The organism is Sinomicrobium kalidii (assembly GCF_021183825.1).
Classification (GTDB): Bacteria; Bacteroidota; Bacteroidia; order Flavobacteriales; family Flavobacteriaceae; genus Sinomicrobium; species Sinomicrobium kalidii.
The window spans coordinates 2,405,602-2,431,877 of sequence record NZ_CP089211.1 but is presented as its reverse complement, the minus strand read 5'-3'; the positions used below and the strand labels follow the sequence as shown (position 1 = coordinate 2,431,877).

At 40.9% G+C, this 26,276-nt stretch carries 19 protein-coding genes; 5 read left to right on the top strand and 14 right to left on the bottom strand.

Annotated features, from left to right (window positions below; genetic code table 11):
- Positions 1-29: 29 nt before the first annotated feature.
- The 13 genes from LS482_RS09770 to LS482_RS09710 form a co-directional block, all read right to left on the bottom strand.
- Positions 30-308 carry a hypothetical protein gene (locus LS482_RS09770; RefSeq protein ID WP_233031599.1) on the bottom strand — a complete coding sequence of 93 codons (279 nt, stop codon included), beginning with the start codon at positions 306-308 and terminating at the stop codon, positions 30-32.
- An 11-nt stretch (positions 309-319) separates the two neighbouring features.
- On the bottom strand, positions 320-937 hold the full coding sequence (locus LS482_RS09765) for a hypothetical protein (RefSeq protein WP_233031598.1): 618 nt from the start codon (positions 935-937) through the stop codon (positions 320-322).
- On the bottom strand, positions 930-2,831 hold the full coding sequence (locus tag LS482_RS09760; protein ID WP_233031597.1) for an RHS repeat domain-containing protein: 1,902 nt from the start codon (positions 2,829-2,831) through the stop codon (positions 930-932). Before LS482_RS09760 ends, LS482_RS09765 begins: the two co-directional genes overlap by 8 nt.
- Before the next feature lie 6 nt (positions 2,832-2,837).
- A complete protein-coding gene (locus LS482_RS09755) occupies positions 2,838-3,158 on the bottom strand; it encodes a hypothetical protein (protein ID WP_233031596.1) in 321 nt (106 codons plus the stop codon).
- Between the two features lie 6 nt (positions 3,159-3,164).
- Positions 3,165-3,953: a hypothetical protein gene (locus tag LS482_RS09750; protein ID WP_233031595.1), complete on the bottom strand. Its 789-nt coding sequence runs from the start codon at positions 3,951-3,953 to the stop codon at positions 3,165-3,167.
- A gap of 176 nt (positions 3,954-4,129) precedes the next feature.
- Positions 4,130-4,792 carry a hypothetical protein gene (locus tag LS482_RS09745; protein ID WP_233031594.1) on the bottom strand — a complete coding sequence of 221 codons (663 nt, stop codon included), beginning with the start codon at positions 4,790-4,792 and terminating at the stop codon, positions 4,130-4,132.
- A gap of 2 nt (positions 4,793-4,794) precedes the next feature.
- Positions 4,795-8,361: a DUF6443 domain-containing protein gene (locus tag LS482_RS09740; protein ID WP_233031593.1), complete on the bottom strand. Its 3,567-nt coding sequence runs from the start codon at positions 8,359-8,361 to the stop codon at positions 4,795-4,797.
- Positions 8,362-8,367: 6 nt separating this feature from the next.
- Entirely contained in the window at positions 8,368-11,571 is a 3,204-nt protein-coding gene (locus LS482_RS09735) for a hypothetical protein (RefSeq protein WP_233031592.1), read from the bottom strand.
- Between the two features lie 118 nt (positions 11,572-11,689).
- Positions 11,690-12,595 carry a tail fiber protein gene (locus LS482_RS09730; RefSeq protein WP_233031591.1) on the bottom strand — a complete coding sequence of 302 codons (906 nt, stop codon included), beginning with the start codon at positions 12,593-12,595 and terminating at the stop codon, positions 11,690-11,692.
- The gene (locus tag LS482_RS09725) at positions 12,596-13,564 is read right to left on the bottom strand and encodes a protein bicaudal D homolog (protein WP_233031590.1); all 969 of its coding nucleotides are present in this window, start codon (positions 13,562-13,564) and stop codon (positions 12,596-12,598) included.
- A gap of 6 nt (positions 13,565-13,570) precedes the next feature.
- Positions 13,571-16,918: an RHS repeat domain-containing protein gene (locus LS482_RS09720; protein WP_233031589.1), complete on the bottom strand. Its 3,348-nt coding sequence runs from the start codon at positions 16,916-16,918 to the stop codon at positions 13,571-13,573.
- On the bottom strand, positions 16,918-17,982 hold the full coding sequence (locus LS482_RS09715; protein WP_233031588.1) for a hypothetical protein: 1,065 nt from the start codon (positions 17,980-17,982) through the stop codon (positions 16,918-16,920). Before LS482_RS09715 ends, LS482_RS09720 begins: the two co-directional genes overlap by 1 nt.
- Positions 17,983-18,003: 21 nt before the next feature.
- Positions 18,004-18,993: a hypothetical protein gene (locus tag LS482_RS09710; protein WP_233031587.1), complete on the bottom strand. Its 990-nt coding sequence runs from the start codon at positions 18,991-18,993 to the stop codon at positions 18,004-18,006.
- A 789-nt stretch (positions 18,994-19,782) separates the two neighbouring features.
- Between LS482_RS09710 and LS482_RS09705 the strand changes: the two genes are divergently transcribed.
- Positions 19,783-20,196 carry a type IV pilin-like G/H family protein gene (locus LS482_RS09705; RefSeq protein WP_233031586.1) on the top strand — a complete coding sequence of 138 codons (414 nt, stop codon included), beginning with the start codon at positions 19,783-19,785 and terminating at the stop codon, positions 20,194-20,196.
- Between the two features lie 214 nt (positions 20,197-20,410).
- On the opposite strand, the gene LS482_RS21690 is transcribed toward LS482_RS09705, so the two are convergent.
- Positions 20,411-20,545 (bottom strand): hypothetical protein, encoded by a 135-nt coding sequence (locus LS482_RS21690; protein ID WP_302849401.1) that lies wholly within the window; start codon positions 20,543-20,545, stop codon positions 20,411-20,413.
- A gap of 353 nt (positions 20,546-20,898) precedes the next feature.
- Here LS482_RS21690 and LS482_RS09700 point away from each other — a divergent pair, with 353 nt between their 5' ends.
- From LS482_RS09700 to LS482_RS09685, 4 genes are read left to right on the top strand one after another with little or no spacing between them, the layout of a single operon-like run.
- A complete protein-coding gene (locus LS482_RS09700; RefSeq protein WP_233031585.1) occupies positions 20,899-22,311 on the top strand; it encodes a GspE/PulE family protein in 1,413 nt (470 codons plus the stop codon).
- An 11-nt stretch (positions 22,312-22,322) separates the two neighbouring features.
- The gene (locus LS482_RS09695) at positions 22,323-24,545 is read left to right on the top strand and encodes a type II secretion system protein GspD (protein WP_233031584.1); all 2,223 of its coding nucleotides are present in this window, start codon (positions 22,323-22,325) and stop codon (positions 24,543-24,545) included.
- A gap of 3 nt (positions 24,546-24,548) precedes the next feature.
- Complete coding sequence (locus tag LS482_RS09690; protein ID WP_233031583.1) at positions 24,549-25,754, top strand: hypothetical protein; 1,206 nt, start codon at positions 24,549-24,551, stop codon at positions 25,752-25,754.
- Positions 25,751-26,263, top strand: a complete 513-nt coding sequence (locus tag LS482_RS09685) for a hypothetical protein (RefSeq protein ID WP_233031582.1) — start codon at positions 25,751-25,753, stop codon at positions 26,261-26,263. The genes LS482_RS09690 and LS482_RS09685 overlap by 4 nt, the downstream gene beginning before the upstream one ends.
- The last annotated feature ends 13 nt before the right edge of the window (positions 26,264-26,276 follow it).

Here is a 26,276-nt window from a genome sequence, read left to right as displayed (position 1 = left end):
ACCCGGGGTATTCCTCCGAAGAGTGGTGATTATCCTTTTATATAAGGCAAAAACAAAATTATAATTGTAATTGCCACTAATAGGCCGATTATATTAAGTGTCGTTTTTTTCTTGATAAAAGCTTGAAGAACCAAATCAATTAACAGAGGGATTAAACCAATAGAGATTAAACCAAGCATTGCGACTACTCCCCAACCTTCTTCTTTCGATAAAATTTCCCATTTAAAAATCGTATATACCAGACAGCCTAAAATGTACAGGTAAGATAGAGCGTTTAAAATGGTTATTTTGTAGTTAAACTTTGCCATTGTCAGCTCTTTTATTCTTCTAAAATATTCATTCCTTTACGTATAAACTTTTCCAATTCCCAGTAAACACCGTTCTTAAATTCATAACGCGTATAACCGTATTTCTTACTCCACCAAAAACTTTCTAAATCATAATCAAACGGTAAATCATAATATTCTTCGGCTTTTATTTTAACAGAACTATCCCCATCAATTTTTTCTTTTAACTCATTGATAGACAAAACTGTTGTAGGGTATTTTAATGAATCAGACTTTTTACTAAACACAAACTTCATATATGAATGACTATCATCTAAAGTCATTTGTAAAACATCTATTCTTTCTCTGTCAAAAGTGTGACCTAATTTAGTCTTTATCGGTTCTTGTAATGTGATTTCCCCAGAGACAAATAAAAATTCATACTTCTTTTTACCAGTGCTTAAAGGGTCATTAGGGTTAGAGTGAGATTCTATCTTGTCGATAAAGATAGAATCTCTCTTGTTATAACTTGACTTGAACACCAATACATCTCCTTTAGAGTATGGTTGCCATTCTTTATCCTCCTTTGATAACTTTTGTGTTTTACACGCTTGTATTAAAAGAGAAGATAAAAACAATATCATGATAATGTATTTAGCGTTATTAGTCATTATTTGCGTTATTTGGTACTAACTCTACTTCTCTACACTTACCTGGGTTTTGCTTACAAAAATCGTTTAATGTGTTTATTATATTCTGCTGGTTGTCCGTAACATTATGACCATTTCGATTTCCTGTCGCTCCCGTTGCTTCTGGCTGTCCTTCCCCTCCTAAAATAGTGCCTTCAAAGAATTGATTAATTGAGGATAGGTTTTTAATTATAGCGTGGCCACTACCACCGTTAACCCAAGACATCCAACCTTCTGCATTAGTAACAGCATCGTTAAAATGACTCCATTGATACCCTTGTGGACCATCAGGGTGGGTGATGTCCCCTGGTTGATGTGGCGTTATGTAGTAAATAACTTCTACATTGAACAATGAATTGCCATCAGCATCCTTATATGTCATCAATTGGTCTGCAAAACCAGCAGCGTGAGCACCTCCTTGACTATGTGATACTATTTTTATGGTTTCATTGTCAGCTAATGCCACTTTACCTTTTTTGTACATACGATAGAACTTTTTGGCTTTACTAACACCTTCCGAACGTCTTTGGTCTGCCTGTGAGTTCCAATGAGAAGAGCCACTTGTAAACATATGATGGTTATCGTTATGTATTCTTGCAAATGTTCCCACTATATCAGCTTTCTGCCCAAAAGAATTTACTTCTCCTGGTTTTGTTCGCCAATAGTTGAATACATCTGAATAATAAATTCCTGATTTGCCCCAAGTTTGGTCAGAGTTACCTGCCCATAATCTTAATCCTCCAACAAAGATTATTAATCTTCCATCTGGGTCAATGGCATTAACAACATTATTGGCAACATAAGAAAAAGGACTAAGATTAGAGTACTTCTCAGCCAATGGGTCAAGGTTCATCCAGCGTCCAAGCCACTTGTCATAATTTCTCACTCCATAATCCATCCATTGCAGGCCGAGTTCATCGTTCTCCTCTTTGCCATTATAACCGTAAGGATGGTATGTGCCTTGTACTTGAGTATTGTATCCAGCATGGGTTCCCCCGAAAGGATAGTAATTTTTCTCATCCATTATCTCGGAACTGTCCACAGCACCGTCATTGTTCATATCCGAGTAGGACAGTCTAACGTTCCCCAAATGATCCTTATACTGATACACATATTTAAACGCACTGTTCTCCTTAGTTACATACCCCTCTGGATGACTAAAAAATGTCAAAGAACCATTTTCATAGATATACTTCCCTGCATACTCGGTAGTTGTCACAGAACTTCCCTCAGTAACCGCCTTCTTTAACTTGGTACCCGAGGCATCGTAAATATAGTCAATTTTATTGGTTCCAAAACTTATCCGGGTCGGTAGATTTAGATGATTATAGGCAATAGATGTAATCCCTTTGTTCTTGTCCCTTGTGGTATTGCCATTGGCATCCCGGCCATAATCATTATCCGTATTACCGCCATCCTTAAAACCATAAACCTTATTGGCGGCATCACTTACCTTGACTAAAAAATTACCCCCATTGTAATACGCATAGCTCAACCTGTCCATTTCTCCAAATGAAGAGGCATTGGTATTTATGGCGCCATTACGGGTCAGTTGGGTAATATTCCCGTTTTTGTCATAGGCGATGTCCTTTAACGTATAGCGGTTGGTATGTCCGCCTCCGTTATACAATCCCGAGGTAATACGGTTCAAAGCGTCATAGGTATAAGCATATCGCCTTAACGTATTGTCATTGGCCGTTTTCCAATAGGTCTCTGCTATATTGCCATTATACAGTGCACCTAACTTGTTTTCTTGGAATGCATAGGTCGAATTGTACATATAATCCTCAGCCAAGGGATCTATCTGCCAGAACCTTCCAATAGCCGGGTATAATCCTCTGCCAACGGGGTTCAGTCCACATGCAGGCGGTTTCAACTTTTCTTATTGTTTCTTAAAAAAGATGAACAATGCAGTACCTATAAGACTAATTATTAAAAAATAAAAAGCTAAATATATTGCCCATTCATAAAATCCTTGTGCTAACTCAATAAAGCCTTTATTGCTTCTTGGAAGTGCATCGTAAAGATAATAAATAAAAGAAGCTATCATTAATGATACAAAAATCTTACTAAAGATACCATATTGATGTATTCTTTCATGTTTATATCCTACAACATTTAATATTACAACCAATAAAGTACTCACAAGAAGAACAGGATACACATACATCCATATTGTTCCTAAAATTTTTAAAATATCCATTTCTAATTAATCATTATTGGTTGATACATTACTTGCAGCATTTAAGCTCGTAAATCTTTTATTCCAATCTTCAATAGAATAATTTGTGCCATTATAGTTAACTCCTGTAGCATTACCATCAGAATTAAAGTTAACATTTATTGTAAATGTTGACATTGTTCGGCTATTATTCCCAGGCAACGAAGTTAATGGTGTGCCATCAGCTCCTGAAACACCTAAAAATATTCTCGCTCCTGATTGGTCTGTCATAAAAGTTTCATTAGCTGGAAATTTATCTCCAAACATTTCTCCTGATATTACAGCAGTACTGCTACCATCTTTATTTTCAACCACTCCAATACCTAACGCTCCTTTTACATCAATATCTGGGGAACCAAATATAGCATCATTATTCCCACTTATATGGAACCCTAAATCAGTAGCCGCAGAAGTACCATCTGACATACTGTTCTCTCCAAAAGTAACATCTCCTTCAAATCCTGCTTCTGAATGGGTGATAAAGTTTCCATCACTGTCATAAGTATCTGCTCCACTCGCATCTTTACCCGTTAAGGTAATTCCACTACCTGAAAGGTTTAAACCAAATCTACCTGTCATCCTTGATTTCCCTGCATCACCAAAACCTCTGTTATCTCCACTATATCCTCCTCCTTCTCCTATAGGCCCAAGAGTTTTGAACGGAATAAAACTTTTTGTATGGATAGATATTTTTTCTAATCCTTCAAGTTCAAAGGCATCAATAACCCTATTTTCAGAGAAGTTGTAAGGCGATTGGTAACTGTATTCTTCCGCCAATGGGTCTATGCTCCAAAAACGTCCAATAGCTGGGGGAGATCTCCAGGCTCTCCGAAGAAAACAAAAAGCACATCTATATCCTCTTGGATGCGCTTATACGCGATTTTAAAACCAAAGAGGCTTACGCATAAAAAAACCGCCTTTTTTTCCGGGCGGTTTGTGTTTCAGATCATCTGTTAAGGGTGGCTTGTCAGTTCTTCAGATAAAAATTTCTTGAGATTGGCAAAATCCTGCTTATAACTGTCCAAAGCATCTTCCAGTTCTTCCTCATAGATTTTTACCAATTCGTTATATTTTGGATTATCATTGAGCTTTGCAGCTATAATGGCCAGACAGGCACGCATAGGATAAAGCCAGTTATGAATAGATATTTCCCGAGGGTATTTGTTTAACAATTCGTCAGCCCTCGCTACAGAACTATTCTCATTAAAATAACGTAGCCCCTCCCGTTTAAAGTAAATAGGGATTACTTCTATGAGCTTTTTTACATCTTTATCGTCTTCTACTAACATCTTCGATTTCCCGTCAAAATCTATGTCAATATTATCGTCATAATGTTTAACTACCTTATACAAATTATTTCCTAACGTGCTAAAAATATCATTATGATCTATTGATATATGATGATATATATCTTCAATATGTTTTATTTTTATCCTAATAATAGGCTCTATCTCAATAGTATCTCCTTTTTTATAAAACAATAAATCAAAAATTTGGGTACAACCATTGTATTCACGCACAAACTCCCTTGCACGTTTATTTACTTTAAAGCCCTCTTCGATAAATACAGGGGCTATGCCCTCTATAATTTGCTTGCTGATATCAGCTACTTTCATGGTTATTCTATTTCTATACTTTTTTTCTCTACATCTACTCTCGATGTCCTGGAAGGAGTGTTATTCTTATTGATTACCTGTCCTTTTGCCGCCCCGGCATTCTTGCCTGTAAGGGTCACAGATTCCCCATCTCTATGGTAACGGCTTTGGTTCTTGGTGTAGGTAGCATTTCCGCTCTTTGTCTCATTCACCATTTTTGCCTTACCTGTCTTTTTATCAATTACAACATTATCGAAAACGGTCCGTTTTCCGTCCTCAAATTTCCCTGATACCTGTTCAAGAACTTCACCTCCTTTAAATTCTTTTTCTAATCCTTCTGTAACCATTTTTTCGGCTTCTTTTCCCACTTTTCGATTGGTTCCCAGGATTAGCTTTTTACCTCCCTTTTTGAGAATATCATCCGCACCAGGAATAATAGGAATTCCCGTAGCTTGCTCTACAACTTCTTCAACTACTCCCGAACTTCCACCCGTCATATAGGCCAATCCTATCATTATGATATTGGTAGTGGCTTTGGCTATATTATTGGCTGTATTTCTTAAAGAGACAGCTTCACCAACTTTTCCCTGTCGTTCTAATTCATCTGCCTGGGCCATTCTCGCTTCATAGATTGCAGCACTGTTTCTGGGAAGTGCTTCAAGACCTTCTAACTCTATTCCCATACCCAGTTTATTCTCCTGGAATGCATAGCTAGAGTTATAGGTATAGTCTTCCGCCAATGGGTCGATCTGCCAGAACCTGCCTATGGCCGGGTCACTGATACGGTATCTCCATTCATGAACATTTAACCCTAAGTCTTTGGTAAACTCCTGTCCCTGGTAGGTCTTATAATTGTTTTCTACCCCGGTAACAACATTATTGTATCCGCGATGCTCAAGACCAAAGGGATAGGGATTACGTTCCTGTAGGATTTGTAAATTCGGGCTGCTTGCCGTTCCCTGGTTCGTATAAGACAATCTAACATTACCCCAGATGTCAGTAAATTGATACACATACCGATATGTACTTCCATCGGGTTCTACATATCCCTCGGGCGTAGTAAACTGGCGTAATTGCCCGTTTTCATAGATATACTTCCCTGCATACTCGGTAGTTGTCACAGAACTTCCCCGGGTAACCGCCTTCTCTAACTTGGTACCCGAGGCATCGTAAATATAGTCAATTTTATTGGTTCCAAAACTTATCCGGGTCGGTAGATTTAGATGATTATAGGCAATAGATGTAATCCCTTTGTTCTTGTCCCTTGTGGTATTGCCATTGGCATCCCGGCCATAATCATTATCCGTATTACCGCCATCCTTAAAACCATAAACCTTATTGGCGGCATCACTTACCTTGACTAAAAAATTACCCCCATTGTAATACGCATAGCTCAACCTGTCCATTTCTCCAAATGAAGAAGCATTGGTATTTATGGCGCCATTACGGGTCAGTTGGGTAATATTCCCGTTTTTGTCATAGGCGATGTCCTTTAACGTATAGCGGTTGGTATGTCCGCCTCCGTTATACAATCCCGAGGTAATACGGTTCAAAGCGTCATAGGTATAAGCATATCGCCTTAACGTATTGTCATTGGCCGTTTTCCAATAGGTCTCTGCTATATTGCCATTATACAGTGCAGGTACCGCTCCACTGCGGCTGGTGTTGTAATTCACCTGGAAACCGAACAGACTGTTCCCCAGGTTATCTGCGTCGTTGATCGCCTTTAGCCAGCCCCGTACATTATAAGCATAGTCTATTGTTTGTAGAGGCTTGCTCCGGGTATTCCCTACCTTTTTCTGCTCCAGTTGCCCCAAGTCATCATAGGTGTTTTCAGCAATCAGTTCTTCTGCCTGGTTGTTCACCTTCTGGGTTTGCGTCAGCAGCCTGCCCATATGGTCGTATTCAAACTTATCTACCGTTACTATGGCAGGGTTGTTCCCTTTGGTATGGGTGGTTTTCGTTTCCAATACCTTGCCTGCAAAGTCCAGCTTACTTTCTACAATATCCGTAGTGTTCAGGTAAGGGTTTTTCGTGGCCGTATAGATCAACCTCCCCTTTTTGTCATAGGCATTGATCGTTGTGATCCAGTGGTTGGTGCCCAACACCCTGGTCTTACTCCCTGTGGCTAAGGTTTTGGTTCTTGTATCCACTGTTTGTCCCAGTACCGTCGTGGGGACCGTTAACCCGGCCTTGTTAAAAGTATAGTTATCGTAATAATTGATCGTATGGATCTCATCCATAGTCTTGGGAATGGCATCTTTGGTATAATATACCGAAGTTCCTGCATAAGTATTGGCTGTTGTAGTCTTAGTTTCGTATTGCTTAAAACTGGTAGTGTTGTTGGCTGAGTTTTGGAATGCTTCTCTATCTCCTGCATGGTGCTTTACCCCGGTATAGGCCACCCGCCCAAAAGCATCATACTTGGTAAACAACCATTTATTTTGATTCTTTAATTTCGTGTCCTGCGTCATTACAGGCTGGTCCAGCTTATTGTAGACAATATATTCTTTACCCTTCCCGGGAAGTTTCTTTTCGATTAGCCGGTTTCTTGCGTCATACCGGTACTGGTAGCACAATTCATTCAATTCTGCGGTAGACACCCCGTCCGAAGTGTTGACCTTGGGCGGGAGCACATAGGTTAAATTCCCGTAATCATCATAGACATAATAGGTGTCGTGGTTCTTTACGGCACCGTTTACAGTAGCATAGGTACGTTTGAGTATCACCCGGTCCTGTTTGTCCTTAAATTCCCAAGTCGTATGCAGGTGACCATCTCCCGGTTGCCAGTTCTCGTCTTTGGTCACTGTCGCATAGAGTTGGTTGGCCTCATAAAGTCCGGATGCTTCTAAACTCGGGGTGTAATCTGAAGTTAAGCTTACTTGATATAAACGTACTCCACTATCCCCATTGGTCGTATATCGGTATTTAATCGTATGGTCATTATCGCTGTTGGGACTGGCCTTCCACGGGGTTCCCGGGGCACCGACCTCTTCCACGCGGTTCAGGGGCGAAGGTTCAAAGACCTTTTCGCTGTAAGGGTTCGTCGTGTTTTCGTATTTAGTTGTGTTATAAAAACTGTTGGTCTGAGACAATGCACTGCCATTAAACTGCCCCTTGTTCTGCCCGGCCCGATAGGGCAGGTACTCTTTGTCCTGCCTGCCAAACTCATCATATTCGATATGGGTGATCAAATCTTGTTTTCCGTCAGACGCTTTAATGGCTATTTCCTGTTTGGGACGGCCCAGGCCATCGTAATACACCACCCGGTCGATCACATCCTTGTTTTCGGTTATTCCTCCGCTACCGGTCATCCCTTTCTGGTAACTGCGGGTCAGAATATAATTCTCTGTGCTACTAATGGCAATGGGAATATAGGCGTCGGAAACCACCTTGGCTGAAAAGGTACTCCCGGCCTTGATCCAGGTGGTGGGTTTTAAGGTAATGCTCTGCGTAGCTGTGTAGCTTTGGCTCTGCCCGGAATTCAGCGTATAGTTTTGTTTGACTATCGTAGCAGGCGGGTCCTGGGCGAGCAACTGTCCGCAAAAAAACAGGCTGCATAGCGTATATAACAGTATTTGTGCTTTCATCTTCCTTTAATTTTTATAGTGGTATTTATATGCTTCCAATAATTTATTGGTCTCGTCTTTGATAAATTCCAGACGATTAAAAGTGTCATAGGTGTAGGTAGTCTTTTCGCCTCTCGGATCGGTGATCGTACTTACCCCTATCAAAGGCTTATGTGTATAGGTCGTCACCCGGGCATCCGGCAAGGCCTCCCGTATATCATTTAAGGCTTCTGTTAAATCCGATTCACTTCCATTATTGGAAGCATTTTTCGCGGCAGTAATAAGAGCAGAAGGAATACTACTGTATGAGGTCACGTTTTCTATCTTGGCAATGGGGTATTGACCGTTGTAGCCCCATAGGTAAGCGATATGAGGACCCTCTTTTAACGATACATCCAATAGATTACCTACATTATCGTATTTATGATAGACCACTCGGTCTTCTAAGGAATTTGTTCCATTTGAACCTCCTTTTAGAGTTTTAACTTTACTAGGCAGGTATAATAAATTAGAAGGGGTATGTAAACTATCATAAACTGTTTTTTGATAGTTTAATAAATCATTTCCTTTATAGTTTTTTATTTCCAATGGCTCTGCGATACGATGTTCGTTTATCAATCTTGTATCATTTACATCATACGCATACTTCGTCTCCGTTTTCAAAACTTCTCCTTTACTGTTGGTTGCTGTTATCCCTGTTTTTAGCAAGTGTGCAGCATTATCATAAGAGTATCTCTTGGAGGAAAAAACAGTGTTATTATCAGAAAAATCTTCTGTAGTTTCTGAATACAAACCTCTCCATCCACCAGTTGCATAGTAAGGAGTTAAGTTTTGAGCATACCCATATACCTGAGTACTATTTGAAATAAAATCATTCCCCCATTTTATTGCAAAAGAAGATTTAGGGTACTGAGACGATGACTGATAAGGGGAAGTTGTATAAGTAAATCTTTTCCTTTCAACTTTCTCAAAGTTACTTCCCGATTTTTTATAATTTACAGACTCCAATAATTTTCCTCTTTCATGTTCCATACTCTCTGCCGGCGGGTAAGGAAATTCAGGTACTCCCGACTCATCTCTGGCCGAAGAGAAAGAATATTCAGAATACCCTGTTTGATTCGAATCATCAGTAAATTCAAAAACTTTAGCATAACCTACGGGAGAGCCAGAATAGGTTACATTTTGCATATTACTAAAAGATTGTACTCGGAATAAAGTTGATCTTTCAACACTTTCATGAGGTGGGGAACCGCTTACAAAATCATAGACAATTGTCTTTTCATTTCCAAAAACTGGTTGTACAAAGATGTCTCCAGAAGAAGTAGTCGAATTATATTCTGTTGTATATTTATATTTCTTAATTAATGGTGTTGCATTTGCATGAGCATAACTCTTAATTTCCTTGATACGTACCCCCCCAGCGTACCTATTCTCATTCGTTTGGGTTGGAGCTAGAATTTCCCATTCTGCAAGAAACAAGAAACTACCATATTCTGGAGGATTCTGATTAAAACTAGCTTTCATCTCATAATTATCATTTGGAAGATAAAGAGTTTTCCCGGGAAATGTAATATCAATAGTACTACTTCCGGGGAGCGATCCTTTTATCGTAAAACGTGCACAATTATTTGCCACCCCATTACTCAAGTCACATCCAGGTTGCATAATCGTAAATTTTACCAAGGCACCTCCATTGGGGTTATCACCATTAAGTCTTTTATCCGGTGGGTTATTAATAGTAAATTGTCTAACCTCTGTATGTGTTTCATTGAGCGGTTCGCCCCATTCAAAAATATCTCCTCCGTCCATAGCTTGATAAGCTTTTCTATATTGCGGAGGAATAATATCATCATTTCTCACTTTATTATTTTCATAATAAAACTCTGTATAACCTCCGGTTGGGTAAGTTATCTTATTAAGGATACCAAACTGTGATTTATTTGGGTCTACGCTCCTATCTGCACCTGATATGATTGCTCCATTGGTTGGTAAGGAATAAGTTGGTATTAAACTAGAGTTTTCATCATGTCCATTATAGTACCCCCAGTAATCCTGACCCGCACTCCTTCTACAAGCTGGGAAATTAGCTTCATTATAGCTAAAACTATGCACTTGTTTATCAGTGTTGTCATTAGATATTCGTTCCAATTTATCTAAAAGCATCCATTTTTTCACATAGCTTTCTGCATTATAACATGGGCTTGCGCCGGATGTAGATCCTGAACCCATTTTATACCTATGAATAAATTGATATTTCGAAATTAATTGATTAAGATTGTTATATATAGAAATATTACTGAGTCTTTTCCCGTTCTGTAAATCTTCTCTATAGTTATTGCTCTCATTAAAGTTTATATAACCATTTGAGAAAATAATCTTTTCAATCATTTGTGCATTTGTAGTACTTGTAGAAAGTATACTTCCATTATCATCTGGTGTTCCATTTGAAACACCGGAAAGAAAATGGTATTTAGTAACCGTATTGTATGTTTTAATAATCTGATATTCATACCTATACTTAAATTCAATCACATCTTTTTTGTTGGCAGCAGTCATTTTAGAAGCGTACCATGTTGTACGCGTCGGATTCCCTCCATTTGGTCTGTTGGTTTCAATAATATTCATCAAATATTCTACTCCATCTTCGGTCACTAATGTAAAAACATTATCATCTCTCGTAATCTTGATATTTGATTTAGGATACGTAATAAAAGAATTGGCTTCTTGATTCCAGAAGAACTTTCCACTTTCTCCAGGTAAATTATAATAGAAAATATCTGGTTCAGAGTCTTTCAATCCACTATATAAATCTTGTCTGTAAGTATTAAATAAGGCCTCATTACTATTTCTAATATCCCACAGTTCTTTTACTGTTTTGCCCGAATAGAGATAAAAATACCCTCCTTCCTCATCAGGAATTCCTCGTACACTTCTTGAAATAGAAGGAATTGTTCCTAAAGACCAGCCCAAACCAACCCATGAAGCAATGCTTTCAACCTTATTTCCTCCGGCATGGTAACTTAATGATAATGGTAAGGTTAAATCTCCCGATTTAACTGTATAAATCGGGACTCCAATATTTGGAACTCCAGTAAAATGACTTATAGGTATCTCTCCGTATTTTGCTATTTCTGCAGCATTAGGGCTTAATGGAACAATTTTTGGCAGATCTTGTGTGTATCCTAATACACAGAATAGCATTATTACAATACTTAACACAGTTTTTTTCATAAGATCATAAATTAATTAGCAATTTTATGACATAAAATTTAATACTTTTTTATTGAATCACTTAAAATCAATAAGAAGTACAAACAACTTCTTAAAACTAAAAAAGCCTGCCATTTAGTTAATTTTTCAAATTATATTCGAGTACCTCCACGCTTTCCTTGAGTTTTCCGTTTTCTTTCTTTAATTGTATTACGTAAAGTGTTAACTCCTCCACCTTCTCCAACAATTTCAAATTCATCTCTTTTAGATTAACCCCTTCCTCTTTCATCTCTTCCGCTGAAGGAATCCCCGGCAAGTGCCCTTTTTCCTTAATATGAGCCTGTACTTCTTCCAGGGAACGCAGCTCATAGCCCTCCTTAAAGACATAGTCCGGGGCTACTGATCCATTCAAGTCAACCTTGACTTCCTGAGTATGGATTTTGCCTTTTACCGTGAGTTCAGCATCAGGGGACCCCGTTCCTATTCCCACTCTTCCGCCATGTGGCACTAAGTATACCCTGCTGGCAGAAGCTGTGTTACTGGTAAAGAAAACAGTATTGTTAACCCCTTCGGGAGATTGTATTCTGAAATATTTGCTGTTTACTTTGGATCTTAAAGCCAAACCCGAACCACCTCCGGTCCCCGTCTGTATAAATTCCCAGGGGCGTTCGGTACTGAATCTTAGTAAAGAAACCTCCTCTCCTCTTCGGTATATGTCCAGTTTACTTTGAGGATTTGTAGTCCCTATCCCCACATTTCCACCCGAACTCGGGAATACAATAAAATTTCCGGTTCCGGTTCGAAGGTTTATATCGCGGTTACCATAGGTGAAAATGGTAAAATCGTCTCCGTTTCCATACGCTCCATTGGTATTGTTCCACATAAACCCGGCATAGTATTCGCCGGAAGTTCCAAACCGAAAATGTTTATATGGATCCCCTGTTCCGAATTTCGGATTTAAATATTTTACATCTACAGTCTGTCCGTTTGAAAGTGAGACCGTTATTGTAACCAAGAAAAAGGTGAGTATAAATCTCTTCATCATTTATTGCGTTTTAAGTTGGTCGATTTCCCGTTGTTGTTTTATGTTCTGAGCTCTTAATGTCTCTACCTGTTTTTGTAATTGAATGGTATACAAGGTGAGTTCCTCAATCTTCTGCAACAGTCTGGCATCCATCTCTCCCAGGCGAACCCCGTTTTCTTTTACTTCCTCAGCGCTCGGAATATCCTTTAAATGCCCCTTTTCCCTGATATGCTGTTCGACTTCCTTTAAAGTGGGAAGGTTGTAATCTTCTTTAAAAACAAAATCACTCCAGCCATTCAGGTCTACCCGAACTTCTTTACTGTGTACCACGCCGTTCACCGCCAGTTTGGCATCGGGGGATGTTGTGCCTATACCTACACTTCCTTTAAAATAATTTCCTTTGCTTCCCCCAAACCAGGCGGAATTATGATTACTTCCGGTCCATCCGTCGTGTTCCACAAAAAAACGTACGGCCTCACCCTGGCTTCTGACCTGGAAAATAGGGTCTCCCGAAGCCGGATTGTCCATACGATATACCAAACCTGTAGCATTCTGGGTTCCGTTACCCCGATGATTCCCGGTGGACGGGGCTTCCATATAAATTTTTCTTTCTCCCGACATATTGGAATTGGCCCGGAATGTTCCATTCACATCTAATGTAGCTACGGGGGCCAGCTGGCCAATTCCTACATTACCATCCGGTAACATATACATTCCCGCTCCTCCGGCCCAGGGAGAAGCACCATAACCTATATACATCCGGGTGGGGGTTTCCCCACTACCTAGTATCCCCATACCGGCATAACGCGTATTATTCTGATCCAGATAATGAACCCCCCGGGCCCATCCGCCCGTAGTCGATGGTTTTTTTATTTGTAATCGCCCTCCATCAATAACTACATTGGAATTTGTTGCAGTTGGAAATCGATTTTGAGAAAAACCGAAATAACCAATTGTCAGGATTACCAGAAGCAGATACTTTCTTTTCATCTTTCGTTAATTTTTATAATTGTATTTATATTCTTCCAATAATTTATTGGTCTCATCCCTGATAAACTGCAAACGGTTAAAGGTATCATAGCTATAAGTCGTTTTTTCACCACGGGGGTCGGTAATAGTACTGAGCCCGATTAAAGGGCTATACGTGTAGGTCGTAACCTGAGCAGTGGGTAAGGCCTCCCGGAGATCATCTAAGGCGCTTATTAAATTCGCTTCTGTTCCACTATTGGACGCATTTTTCGCGGCAGTAATCAGCGTAGAAGGAATACTACTGTATGAGGTCGCGTTTTCTATCTTGGCAATGGGGTATTGACCGTTATAACCCCACAAATAAACAATACGCGGACCGTTTACCAGGGAAAGTTCTTCCGGATTGCCGTACCTGTCATACTTGTAATATGCGATACGGTTCTCAGGCGGTTCTCCGTTTTTAGAGGATTGGATAAACTTTGGCTGAATTACACTGTTGCCAAAATCATCATATTCATTATGGCGTATACTTTGTGAAAACACATTATTACTTCCGTCCGTAACAATATTCTCTGTCTCAATAACTTCAGCGATACGATGCTGATTGATCAATTTTGTTTCGGCGGGTGTTCTGCTACCAGACGGAATATCCTGTGGATACATGTTTTTGGAAACGATTGTTTTTCCTTCACTGCTTACCGTTTCTTTTTTTGTTAGTTGATAATGACCGGGATTATCATAACTGTAATTGGTTACTGTAGTCACCGGGTTTTGGCCGTTATCGTCATATTTTTTTACAGTTTTAGAAAATAAATATGCCCAGTTAGTATATAAATAGTACATGGTCACATTTAATTCATCATGTGCTCTTATTAATTGCTGTTCATCAGGATCACTAGTATTATATGACCGACAAGGAAGATGAAATTTTCTTGAAACCTTAAATCCATATATCTTTTCATCTTTTCTAGTGTCTCTTTTATAGTCATTTATCTCTTTTTGAACTGTAGTAAAAGAGGTTCCGGTTGATTTAAAATATGTTTTTTCCAGTTCAAAACCATCTCCCCAGGACCGCTGCCCTTCAGAATATACATATGAATATGTACCAAAAATCTGAGTCCCGGGTAATGTGGGAGCCAATTTAAATTTATGTTCTATTCCTCCATTGGAAAAGTCGTCTGCATCTTCACTAACTGTTACATATTTATATCTGGTTGTCTGCAGAGAGGACCTATATAACATGTTGATGTTGTTCGAATTTATCCTGTCGTAATCTGCTCTCCAGGAACAACATAAACCACTATCACCAGAACATGCGCCAACCATGGTGAACCGTGAAAAATAGTTTGGCATATAGCTAATATCCCCGGATGATCTATCTAAAGCATCCTTCGCTGCGTAATAATATTTTTTAGACGAAACAAAGGTGTTATTGTTATCATAATTCGTTGTTTTAGCCACACGGAGCCCCCCGGTCTTTTTGTTTACATTTACGGTTTGCGAAGGACTGGTTTGATAAGTAAAACGTACATCTCCGGATAAACAGGGATAAAAGACACTTATTTTAATTCTGTAATCATTGTTTGCAGTAAGCTTTAAAAAATATTCATGATTACTGGCATCATCTTCGGTAATGGCCTGGTTATTACTTCCGGCCGGGGTTCCATATTTCCTTATGATGTCATCGTCATTTGGATCGGTAAGATTTTCTACTTCTATAAATAGCTTTCTATCAGCTTCGGGTGGATGAGGCTCATTAAAACAAGACGGATAATTAATACCGAAAGATATTGTTAAAGGAATTTCCCCGGTTTCACTGACATCATTCAAGGTTATTGATTCAGCTGTTTCTCCAAAAGGAGGAGAATTTGAATCGGTGGTAACCACCATTCGAACAGTTTCCGTGTCACCATCTATTTCTTCTGAGGTACGATGTGTATTACTTTCATATTCTATTTCGGTATATCCTTTGGTAGGATATGTTATTTTTTTTAAAAGACCGGTTTTGGCTTTTTCTTCATCGACTTCCCTGTTCGCACCACCGAATTCTGATGCAAACCTGTTGCCCGGGGTTTGCGAAGAAGTAGATGAAGACATATCAGGAAAGAGTTCGGTATTGTTTTTACCATTATAAAATCCCCAATGGTCTTTACTTTTAGATAACCTTACCGGAAGTCCGGAAAGGTTTATATAGTCTAAACTGTATTTTTTTTCAGGATCTGAAAAGGTAACTTCATTTAAAAACATCCTGTTTTTTGAATTAGTATAGTTCAATACGATGTTTTCAATTGTATTATCTGACTTGTCCTTAAAAAGGACTGATGTTAATAATGAATAATCACTTACTTCAGAGTGTACCTGATTGTACTGGAAGTCTATGGATCCAAGATTTGGATTATTGCTGCTGATATGAGATAACCTCTTCCCTCTAACTAACATTATATTATCGATAACCGGACTCTCTTTTGGAGATAAAGCAGAGACATTACAAAACACACAACCTACATTAGCATTAGGGTTATTCGGATAATCTACATACATATATGCATGCTGTGATTGCGAAGCCACATATTGATAATCTTCATCATCATATTCAAAATATATGATATCGCTATTGTTCGGGTTTTCTATCCTGCTTAAACTCCACGATGTCGTCACATAATGCCCAATATTATTATATTCCGTTTGTCCGCCAATAGCATCCATACGGGTTTCTTCCTTGTCTTTAAAATAATATTTCATCCCCTGTTCATCGGTAATAAGAAAACCGTTCTCTCCTTCGGGGTTATATACGACCTTTAATGACATATTATCTAACAAAACAATCTGTTTCTGATTATTAAAGGTAAATTTACCTGTACGCCCCAGGAAATTAAATGAAAAAACATCCGGTTCTCCATCTATACGTATAGGTTGTGAAATTCCGCTTACTTGCTGACTCATATCAAAAAAGTAATCTGTCCAGGGCCGGGTTCTAAAATTGTCATCAATCACTTCCGGATGCTGATACCCTCTTAATTCATCCGGATTTTGATTAACCGTCCTTGAAATTACTCCACCTGCAAATAAATTCCATCCCAGCCCTACTTTTGTAGATAATTGATCTACTCTAATCCCATTTGAACTATAATTTAATGATATCGGCACCGATACACTTTTAGATTTAAAATCAGCTAATGGTATAGCTACATTAGGGGCTCCGGTAAATAGGCCTATCGGGACTTCCCCAAACCTTCCTAACTCATAGGCCGTAGGAGAGGGAGGCGTGAAATTTGGTAATTCAAAATCTTGTCCGTCCTGTGAAAACAAAATATTTACTCCTAAAATCAGAATAAATGTTAAAGCATTTCGCTCGATCCAGATAGGTTTCATCATTACTTAATTTTATCTTTTAATAACTGTTGCACCAGGTTTTCAAGCTTATTGACCTTATTTTTTAATTCGGTATTTTCTGTGACTTGTTTTTTTAGGATAGAAATTTTCTTCTCCTGCTCTATTGTATACAATATTAACTCCTCGATCTTTTGTAATAACTTAGCATTCATCTCCCCTAAATGAATACCATTTTCCTTAACTTCTTCAGTATTGGGGATGTCTTTTAAATGCCCTTTTTCCCTGATATGCTGTTCGACTTCCTTTAAAGTGGGGAGGTTGTAATCTTCTTTAAAAACAAAATCACTCCAGCCATTCAGGTCTACCCGAACTTCTTTACTGTGTACCACGCCGTTCACCGCCAGCTTGGCATCGGGGGATGTTGTGCCTATACCTACACTTCCTTTAAAATAATTTCCTTTGCTTCCTCCAAACCAGGCGGAATTATCCTTACTCCCGGTCCAGCCGTCGTGTTCCACAAAAAAACGAACGGCCTCCCCCTGGCTCCTGACCTGGAAAATAGGGTCTCCCGAAGCCGGATTGTCCATACGATATACCAAACCTGTAGCATTCTGGGTCCCGTTACCCCGATGATTCCCGGTGGACGGGGCTTCCATATATATGTTCCTTTCTCCCGAGGCATTGTAGGTGGCCCGGAAAGTACCGTTTACGTCCAGTTTTGCTCCCGGACTATTTGTTCCGATCCCTACGTTTCCGCCACCTTTTATTATCATCCTGGTTATTAATCCTCCCGTTGCGGTTTTCCCGGTACGGAAATAAAGGTGCCTGTCCGTTTTTCCCGGACCTGTAGGCGATACCTGGATAAACATACTTTTCTGATTGGTCCCCGGGTCGTCACTGGTAATGTAATTTCCACCGGCATCATGGTCAATTTTTATATAGTTCCGCCCTCCCGATCCCCGGATAAATTTCGTGTTCCCCAGGACTTCCAGTTTCTCTGAGGGCGAGGAAATGCCTATCCCCACATTCCCGGATGCGGGAAAAGTATTGGACTGGCTATATGAGATTAAGGGAATTGCGGAGAACAGCAGTAAAAGTTTTTTCATTTGGAATTGTATTTAACGGTGTTATTTGATTTCGATATCGAGTTTTTCCAGTATGGTGTCCAACATTTGCTGTTGCCGTGTGTTTTCTTCCCTCAACTGTACATTTTCCTTTTTCAGTTGTATGGCATATAAAGTCAGTTCCTCTATTTTCCGTAGCAACCTGGCGTCCATATCCCCCAGGCGGATTCCGTTTTTCCTTACTTCTTCCGCACCGGGGATATCCTTCAAATGCCCTTTTTCCTTGATATGTTGTTCTACTTCTTCCAAAGTAGGCAGGTCATATCCTTCTTCAAAAACAAAATCGCTCCAGCCGTCAAGGTCCACCTTGACCTCTTTACTGTGGATCACCCCGTTTACGGCAAGCCGGCTATCAGGATTCGCAGTGCCTATACCCACATTTCCCTGTTCGTAATACAGCTTATCACTACCCGTTTGCCAGGAATTGACCGAAACTCCTTGATAAAGCCCTTCATAAGGAGCTACAAATTCCGGGTGAATAAAAAATAATTCGGAAACGCCCAGTCTGCCGTTTGTCCCCGTACCCGTATAAAAGGTGAACCGAAGTTTGGTATAACGTCCGCCAACAGGGATCTTTACATAAAAATCAGACCTGGAGTAATCGGTATCGGAATAATCGGCGATGACCCGCCAGGTATTGGCCGAATTGTAAGTGTCATACCCCTCAATCCTAAACCGGCTGGCTGCCCAGTGACGTGTAGACCATCCTATCCAGGCCCCGGTCTGTGTATGTCTCGGAGGTAACCCTTCAATAAGAATAACCGTCGGATCCGAGGTTTGAGGGCTGGTTTTTGTATAGGACGGGGCAAATTTCCCGTCAAACAACGTATTAAGCGTTAAGGATGCACTCCCGGTCTGTGTCACCGTATAACGATCCTGCGCATTAAACAATATATTGTGTTCAAGGCCCACGGGGTTCCGGTTGGTGGTGATCTCCTGGGCCTGTAATGACAGTACTGCAGAAAAAAGCAGTAGCAGCGTAATTTTATTCATCCGCGCTGATTTTAAATGTTTTGAGTTATACACATAAATTCTATTTTTATTCAACTGATAAACAGTCCATTGAAGTTATTGACCATTTAAAAACATATGAATCTTTTAAAAAGGGCCCTTCTCTGCGTACTTTGTGACCTACTTCGTGTACTTAGTGGTTTATCAACAGCAGCATTTGTTTTAACCACAGAGACTCACAAAGGTTGCACAGCGTTGCACAAAGAACTATATAGAAACTATACGTATAACTCAATAAATGTTTAAATTATGACAATACTATGCCCTGTATCTCCCGGAGGTTCCGGAGAAGCAGTTTTTTAATACCAAATCGGAGCAAATCGAATTTTACAGGTTCAGGGGGAAAGAGGTAAAATTACTCCATAAAAATTTTTGGTCTGGTCAATTCAACACTAATACTTCATCAAATAAAACCAAAACATATTACTCTTTTGTTAACTAATTATGATTTTATCTGAATGTTTTACACACAATAATAGCGTAAAAAAATAGCAATAGCAAAAAACCATACCTGCCATTTATAAATCTCAGGCAGGAATTCAGGGCACAAAAACTACATCAATAAAAATATAAATCACTTAATATCAAATCCTTATCAAACTAAAAATTACATCATCCTCAAAGTTTTTCCGAATCCCGGGAAGGCTATTGTACCCCATCAAAAAACACGTGCTATTTATAAATCCGGACTACTGTTTTTTTATTTTTTCCCCTTCTCTCTGAAGTGCTGTCGAAATTTTAGTATTTTTATCCCAAAACACTTTTGTTGTTATGCATACATCCAGGCTAACCAAAAAAATCCCTGCTTTTAATCTCCAGGAAATGCTGATCGTTCTGGCTATTATCGGTATTTTATTGCTTATAGCCCTGCCCAACCTGATGCCACTCATTACCAAGGCCAAAAGTGTGGAAGCGCAAACCCAGCTGAAAGCCCTCTACAATGCGCAAACCACCTACAGGTACATGTACTCCAAATTCACCACCGATTTTAACGAACTGGATTTTGAGCCGCCGAAAACAGTCAATAACAATGGCACTGCCAATTACAAATACGAGATCATAGAAGCCACGAACTCCGCCTTTAAAGCCAGGGCCGAAGCGGTAACGGATTTTAACGGCAACGGGGTTTTTAATGTTTGGGAGATCGATGAGAACGGTGTCCCGAAACAAACCGTCAAAGATTAGGTTTCAGGATTAAACTGAAAAACAATTATATACAGCAGGTATATCCATGAATTTCATTTTCAAAGCCACTACTTCCCCCTTTCCGGGGCTTTGAAAAAAGGGATCTCCTGACCAAAAAGATGTATGCGGAACTACGTTCCGTTTAAAGTATATTTACAATGCTTTTTATCAAAATATTTCTTGTTGTCACTCTTGCCGTTATCTTTTACCAGGATTACAGGTCGCGGATGGTTTCCGTGTTTTTATTCCCGGCAGCGGCATTGCTGTTCGGTACATTGCACTTCCTGCATACGGACCGGTATGTATTTTTAATATCCTGCGGGATTAACATGGCATTTGTTGCTATCATTTTACTTGTACTTTACTTGTATACAACCATTAAGCTAAAAAAACGCTTTCTTAATACCAGCTTTGGCATGGGGGATCTATGGTTTTTTATCGCCGTAAGCCTGGGGTTTCCCACCGTTACATTTGCCATTTTGTTTGTATTTTCGGTTTTATTCTCCCTGGTATTACATCTCTTCTTTAAACAAAAGGCACAGGTCCCTGTCAGGATGTATACACCGGCGGATGAGCGAGTGAACGCAAATAAACATTTGCAGAAAACCGTCCCCCTGGCCGGCTATATGTCCCTTTTTTTTGCATTAGTTTTCAGTGTCTCTGTTTTTTGTAATTTCCCTTCTCTATATTTGGTGTGAACTTATGGATATAAAAACATATCACATAGAAACCGGGTTACAACAACTCATCAGTGCCGAACAGGCTTTTCACTACCGCATTGTCCCTGTGGAAAGGCAAAACGGGCATATTGCCTTTAAAACGGATGAAGTTGATATATCCCGGCTTAGAGAGGAACTGGAAGTTATCCTCGGCTGCAAGGTAGAACTCCGGGAAGAAACAGCCGAACAGATAGACAGGTACCTTACGGCCAATTACAGAAAGACACAGCAAAAAACCGGGGGAAGCCTGCATTACACCCCCGATTTTCTCGAAAAAATACTCATTACGGCCAAGGAGATCGGAAGCAGTGATATCCACTTCGAACCGTATGAAGAAAGTTGCAGGGTCCGCTACCGCCTCGACGGCAAACTCATAGAACAATTTCACATTCCCATAAAGGAATACCCCGTAATCATCAACAAAATAAAGATCCGGGCCAATCTCGACATCAGTGAAAAAAGATTGCCTCAGGACGGTCGGATCACGATGAGTTCGGACACGGATGAATTTGACATACGGGTATCTTCCCTGCCCACGCTTCACGGGGAAAAAATTGTACTTAGAATTCTCAGCAAAGATGCCAGCAGGTTTGATCTGGGCGAGCTGGGATTCACGGAGCGGGAATTAAAAATATTTACGGAAAATATTAAAAAGCCCAATGGTATCATCCTCATATCCGGACCCACGGGCTCGGGAAAAACCACTACCCTGTACGCTACGCTGAAACTTATTAACGATTCCAAAACCAATATTCTCACTATCGAAGATCCTATAGAGTATACTTTGGAAGGCGTAAACCAGGTACAACTGAAAGAAAAAATAGGGCTTGACTTTGCCTCGGCCATGCGAACCTTTCTCCGGCAGGATCCCGATGTAATCATGGTAGGGGAAATACGGGATGTAAAAACCGCCAATATGGCCATACGGGCAGCGTTAACCGGCCATCTGGTCCTTTCTACCATACACACCAATTCCGCCTGGGCAACGGTTTCGCGGCTGGTGGATATGGGGGTGCCTTCCTTTTTGATCGCCAGTACGCTGAATGTCAGTGTTGCCCAGCGCCTGGTGCGTAAATTGTGCGATCATTGTAAAACGGAGACCGTTGTAGACAAAAGTATATTCCCGGAAAACTTCCGGGTACCGGATACGTTAAAAACACATTTCAAAGCCGTCGGATGCAATGCCTGTTACCATACCGGGTATAGCGGGAGAAAAGCTATTTACGAGATTATTCCCGTAACGGCTGCTCTTGCCGAACATATCAAAAACAATACACTGGATATTGAAACCTACCTCAGGGAAAATAATATTAACACCTTAAAGAACAATGCCGTACAACTCGTACAGAACGGAACAACCTCTGTCGAAGAAGTATATGCATTGCTTATGGACTGACATGATATTTTATGGTAAAAAAAATTACACTGCTTTTATTTTTATGTATCGGGATTTCGCTTACCGCCCAGGATAAAGACGCCGGGCGAATAGCGAGTATCCGTAACCATCTGGAAGCACTGTCTGTAGACAGTCCGGGACTCACCGAGAATTTTAAAACAGATATCAATGTCAACAATGTGTCACTGTCCGGATTCCTTATGGCCGTATCCAGGGTGCACAAAGTCAACATCAACGTATCTCCCGAATTGCAGAACATCACCATAGTAAACAATTTCTCGGATGTTACGGTAGCCGATCTCTTAGTCTTCCTCTGCAAGGAATACGAACTGGATATTGACTTCACAGGAAATATTCTGTCCATTCACAAATACATTCCTCCCGAAGAACCTCCCGTAGAAAATGAAATTCACGTAGACTACAACCCGGCGGATGACCTCATCTCGATGGACCTGGATAATGATCCCCTTGGCAAAGTGTTCCGGAAAATTATCGACGTATCCGGACACAACCTGCTCTACAGTTCTGAACTGGAAAACACTCCGCTCAGAATGTACCTGAAAGATGTTGAATTTGACAAGGCCATGGAAAACCTGGCTACCACGAACAACCTGGTGTACTCCAAATCGCGCGACGGTTTTTACCTTTTTGACAGGAGGTATCCCCGACAGGGTCCCGACGGGGATATGGCCGGTAATGTCCCTCCTCCGCAAAACAGGCCCATGCGAGCCCCCAGGGGAGCAAATTTTTATTATGAAATACTGGACACCACTTCCATGATGTTAAAAGTGGATTTTAACAATACGCCCATTGCCAATATCATCAATGAGATCGGTTATGATCTGAAACTGGATATCTATACCGCTTCTCCCCTGGAAAATGCGGGCAACGTAACATTCAAAGCCAAACAGATCTCTTTTGACGAACTCCTGGAAAAGATATTCGAGAATGGTCAGACGGTTGCCGCAAACGGAAATTCCGGTAGAAATTCCAACAATAACAACAACATTCCTTCACAACCTCCATCCTCTTCCGGGGGGCACTTTACCTATAAAAAGGAAGATCATATTTACTTTTTCGGGAAGGCCAACCAGCTCAGTGTCCGGAAGATGGAGATCATTCAGCTAATGCACCGGTCCGTGGAACTGCTCGGTGACCCTTCGGGAAATGCCAGTTCGGGAAGGACCTCCGGCAGAACTGTTCCCGGAGGGGTGAATTACCTGGGACAAAATCAAAATCTCTACGGAAATAATTCTTCCTCCCTGAATAACCGGAATAACAGCTACAACCGTTCTTCTTCTTTGAATACTTCTTCCGAGAATTTCAGTTCGCACGACAGCAAAGCAGAAGCTCTGGTCAGCATTCTGCCCGATGAGATCACAGCCGATCTTGACATTAGAATCGACTTTGAGCTTAACAGTTTCCTGGTCAGCGGCCCGGCGGCAAACATCAACCGTTTTAAATCTTTTATAAAACGGATAGATAAACCCGTACCGGTAATTCTTATTGAAGTTATGCTGTTAGAAGTCAGCAGGTCGGCCACCGTGGAAACCGGTATCAGCTGGGGGATAGGAGAAGAACCTGTCAAAACCCAAGGCGGGATTTTTCCCGATACGGACATTACCCTGGGAGCGGAAACCGTAAACCGGGTGATCGGTGGATTCGACGGTTTCGGTTCGCTCAATATCGGTAAGGTAGTCCCTGAATTTTTTGCTACGATCAAGGCCATGGAAGCCAACGGCAATGTAAAAATCCGGTCTACCCCCAAGCTATCCACATTAAACGGGCACAGGGCACGTTTATCCATCGGTGAAACTACATATTACGTGGTAACCAATCAAAACTACTACGGTTCGCAAATCCCTCAGTCTTCGGAAATCCGGAATTACATGCCTATAGACGCCGAACTGGCCGTGAGCATTAAGCCGTTGGTTTCGGGAGACGGGCAGATCACCCTGGACATCAATGTCATCCAGTCCGATTTCAGCGGTGAGCGCATTGAAGAGGATGCTCCTCCGGGGCTGACTTCAAGAGAATTCAGTTCCATTATCCGGGTACAGGACCAGGATCTTGTAGTTTTGGGCGGACTGGAAGAAAAAACAAAGAACGATACGGGCAGCGGGGTTCCTCTTTTATCCAGGATACCTATTATCAAATGGCTGTTCAGCAGCAGGAAACGGGAAGATTCCAAAAGGAAACTGACGGTTTTGATCAAACCTACGGTCATCTATTAAAATATGATCAGAAACATCGGCACATACCTTAAAGAAGGGCATAATTTCCACGGCCTGGAGCTTACGGAAGTTTCCGGAAAAACAAAGTGGCTGCTTACCTCTGTCCGAAGGCATAAAGATGAAATCCGTATTCCGGAAAACCTGGTGCTGGACTCACCGGACGCTTTAACGGAAAAAATTCCCGGGTACAGCAGTGTTTTTCTGATTATCAATACCGGCCATGTCCTTACCAGGGTACAAAAAGCAGAGGAAGGGGATGAAACCGCTATGGTAAACAAGGCTTTTCCCAATCTTAAAATGGAGGACTTTTATTATGAAGTGGTCAGGTCGGGAACACATATTTTTATCGCGATATGCCGTAAAGCATATGTAGATAATGTGCTTTCGGAGCTTACGAGCCAGAAAATAAACCTTTCCGGGTTTTCCCTCGGGGCCTTACAAATGCACCTCCTTTCCGGCTTTGCCGAAGACGGGGAAATGGCGATTTCCAACGCTGTGATCTCATTCCGGGACCACAGCCTGGAAAATATCCGTAAAGAAGAAAACCTTCCGGAAAAAACATATGTCATCAACGACCTGGATATCCCGGGAATTCATCTTCCGGGATTCTCCGGGGTTTTAGGGCAGATAACCGGGAGTAACGCTGCCACATCCAACTTTGAGGCTAAAAATGCTTCTTTTCGCAACGCATTTTATCACAAGCGTTTCTTCCGGCTTTTTGTAAGAGGAGGGCTCGCCTTTTTGCTTGTTTTGCTGCTGGTGAACTTTATGGTATTTAATTATTATTTCGGAAAAACCGAAGATCTGAAACAAGCCTCGGAGGTCAACCGCCTCAACAAACAAAATTTTATGGAGCTCAAAGAAGAAGTAGCCCGGAAAGAAAATATCATTAACGACATACGGGCTACTTCAGGTTCCCGGAGTTCCTTTTATACCGATCGTATCGTAGCCAAACTGCCCCCTTCCATTTTACTCGGGGAAATCCTGTATCAACCGCTGCAAAAACAGATCAAGGAAGGGCAGGAAATCCTTTTGGAAGAAGACCGGATCATGGTTTCCGGGGAGTCTGCAGACAGCCGGCTTTTCTCCGAATGGGTAGAAGCCCTGGAAACCTGTAAATGGACAGAAAGCGTTTCCATACTCGAATACGGTTCCGCATCTTCCGGTTCGGCTTTTTCCATACTGTTAACCCTAAAAACGGAGCAATGACAGCCAGAAACAAAAATATCGCAGCCGTAGCGGGATTTATCCTGGCACTTATTCTGTGTTATGTGCTGGCCATCTCCAACACCATCCGGACCAAAAGGGAATATAACACATTAAAGGCCGAAGAAGCACTTTTTAACAACATTCCCGGGCAACTGTCCGTACTGAACGAAAAAAATGCCTATTACGATTCCCTGCTCCGCAAATTCAGGATCGGGGGGACTTCCATGCAGCATAACCTGCTGAAAGCGGTCAACCGGAATGCCGAAGAACTCGATTTAAAAGTCATTGCCTTTAACGAACCCCATATTTTTGAAAAGGACGGGTTACAGGTACATACCTACAACCTTACCGTTGAAGGCGGTTTTAACGATATCCTGGCTTTTGTGTACCGCCTGGAGCAGCAAACGGGGTATGGCGAGGTGGTTAACCTTTACCTGGAGAAAAAGAAAAATTTCCGCACCGGGAAGGAATACCTGCAGGCGCAGCTTTTGATACGGAATTTTGATTGATCCCTTGAAATTC

Coding starts and splice junctions, on each gene's coding strand:
- LS482_RS09730 (WP_233031591.1), bottom strand. CDS start 12,595: ATGATGAAGAGATTTATACTCACCTTTTTCTTGGTTACAATAACGGTC.
- LS482_RS09700 (WP_233031585.1), top strand. CDS start 20,899: ATGGATATAAAAACATATCACATAGAAACCGGGTTACAACAACTCATC.
- LS482_RS09725 (WP_233031590.1), bottom strand. CDS start 13,564: ATGAAAAGAAAGTATCTGCTTCTGGTAATCCTGACAATTGGTTATTTC.
- LS482_RS09765 (WP_233031598.1), bottom strand. CDS start 937: ATGACTAATAACGCTAAATACATTATCATGATATTGTTTTTATCTTCT.
- LS482_RS09740 (WP_233031593.1), bottom strand. CDS start 8,361: ATGAAAGCACAAATACTGTTATATACGCTATGCAGCCTGTTTTTTTGC.
- LS482_RS09690 (WP_233031583.1), top strand. CDS start 24,549: ATGATCAGAAACATCGGCACATACCTTAAAGAAGGGCATAATTTCCAC.
- LS482_RS09715 (WP_233031588.1), bottom strand. CDS start 17,982: ATGAAAAAACTTTTACTGCTGTTCTCCGCAATTCCCTTAATCTCATAT.
- LS482_RS09745 (WP_233031594.1), bottom strand. CDS start 4,792: ATGAAAGTAGCTGATATCAGCAAGCAAATTATAGAGGGCATAGCCCCT.
- LS482_RS09710 (WP_233031587.1), bottom strand. CDS start 18,993: ATGAATAAAATTACGCTGCTACTGCTTTTTTCTGCAGTACTGTCATTA.
- LS482_RS09695 (WP_233031584.1), top strand. CDS start 22,323: ATGGTAAAAAAAATTACACTGCTTTTATTTTTATGTATCGGGATTTCG.
- LS482_RS09755 (WP_233031596.1), bottom strand. CDS start 3,158: ATGGATATTTTAAAAATTTTAGGAACAATATGGATGTATGTGTATCCT.
- LS482_RS09770 (WP_233031599.1), bottom strand. CDS start 308: ATGGCAAAGTTTAACTACAAAATAACCATTTTAAACGCTCTATCTTAC.
- LS482_RS09685 (WP_233031582.1), top strand. CDS start 25,751: ATGACAGCCAGAAACAAAAATATCGCAGCCGTAGCGGGATTTATCCTG.
- LS482_RS09720 (WP_233031589.1), bottom strand. CDS start 16,918: ATGATGAAACCTATCTGGATCGAGCGAAATGCTTTAACATTTATTCTG.
- LS482_RS21690 (WP_302849401.1), bottom strand. CDS start 20,545: ATGATAGCAACAAATGCCATGTTAATCCCGCAGGATATTAAAAATACA.
- LS482_RS09705 (WP_233031586.1), top strand. CDS start 19,783: ATGCATACATCCAGGCTAACCAAAAAAATCCCTGCTTTTAATCTCCAG.
- LS482_RS09735 (WP_233031592.1), bottom strand. CDS start 11,571: ATGAAAAAAACTGTGTTAAGTATTGTAATAATGCTATTCTGTGTATTA.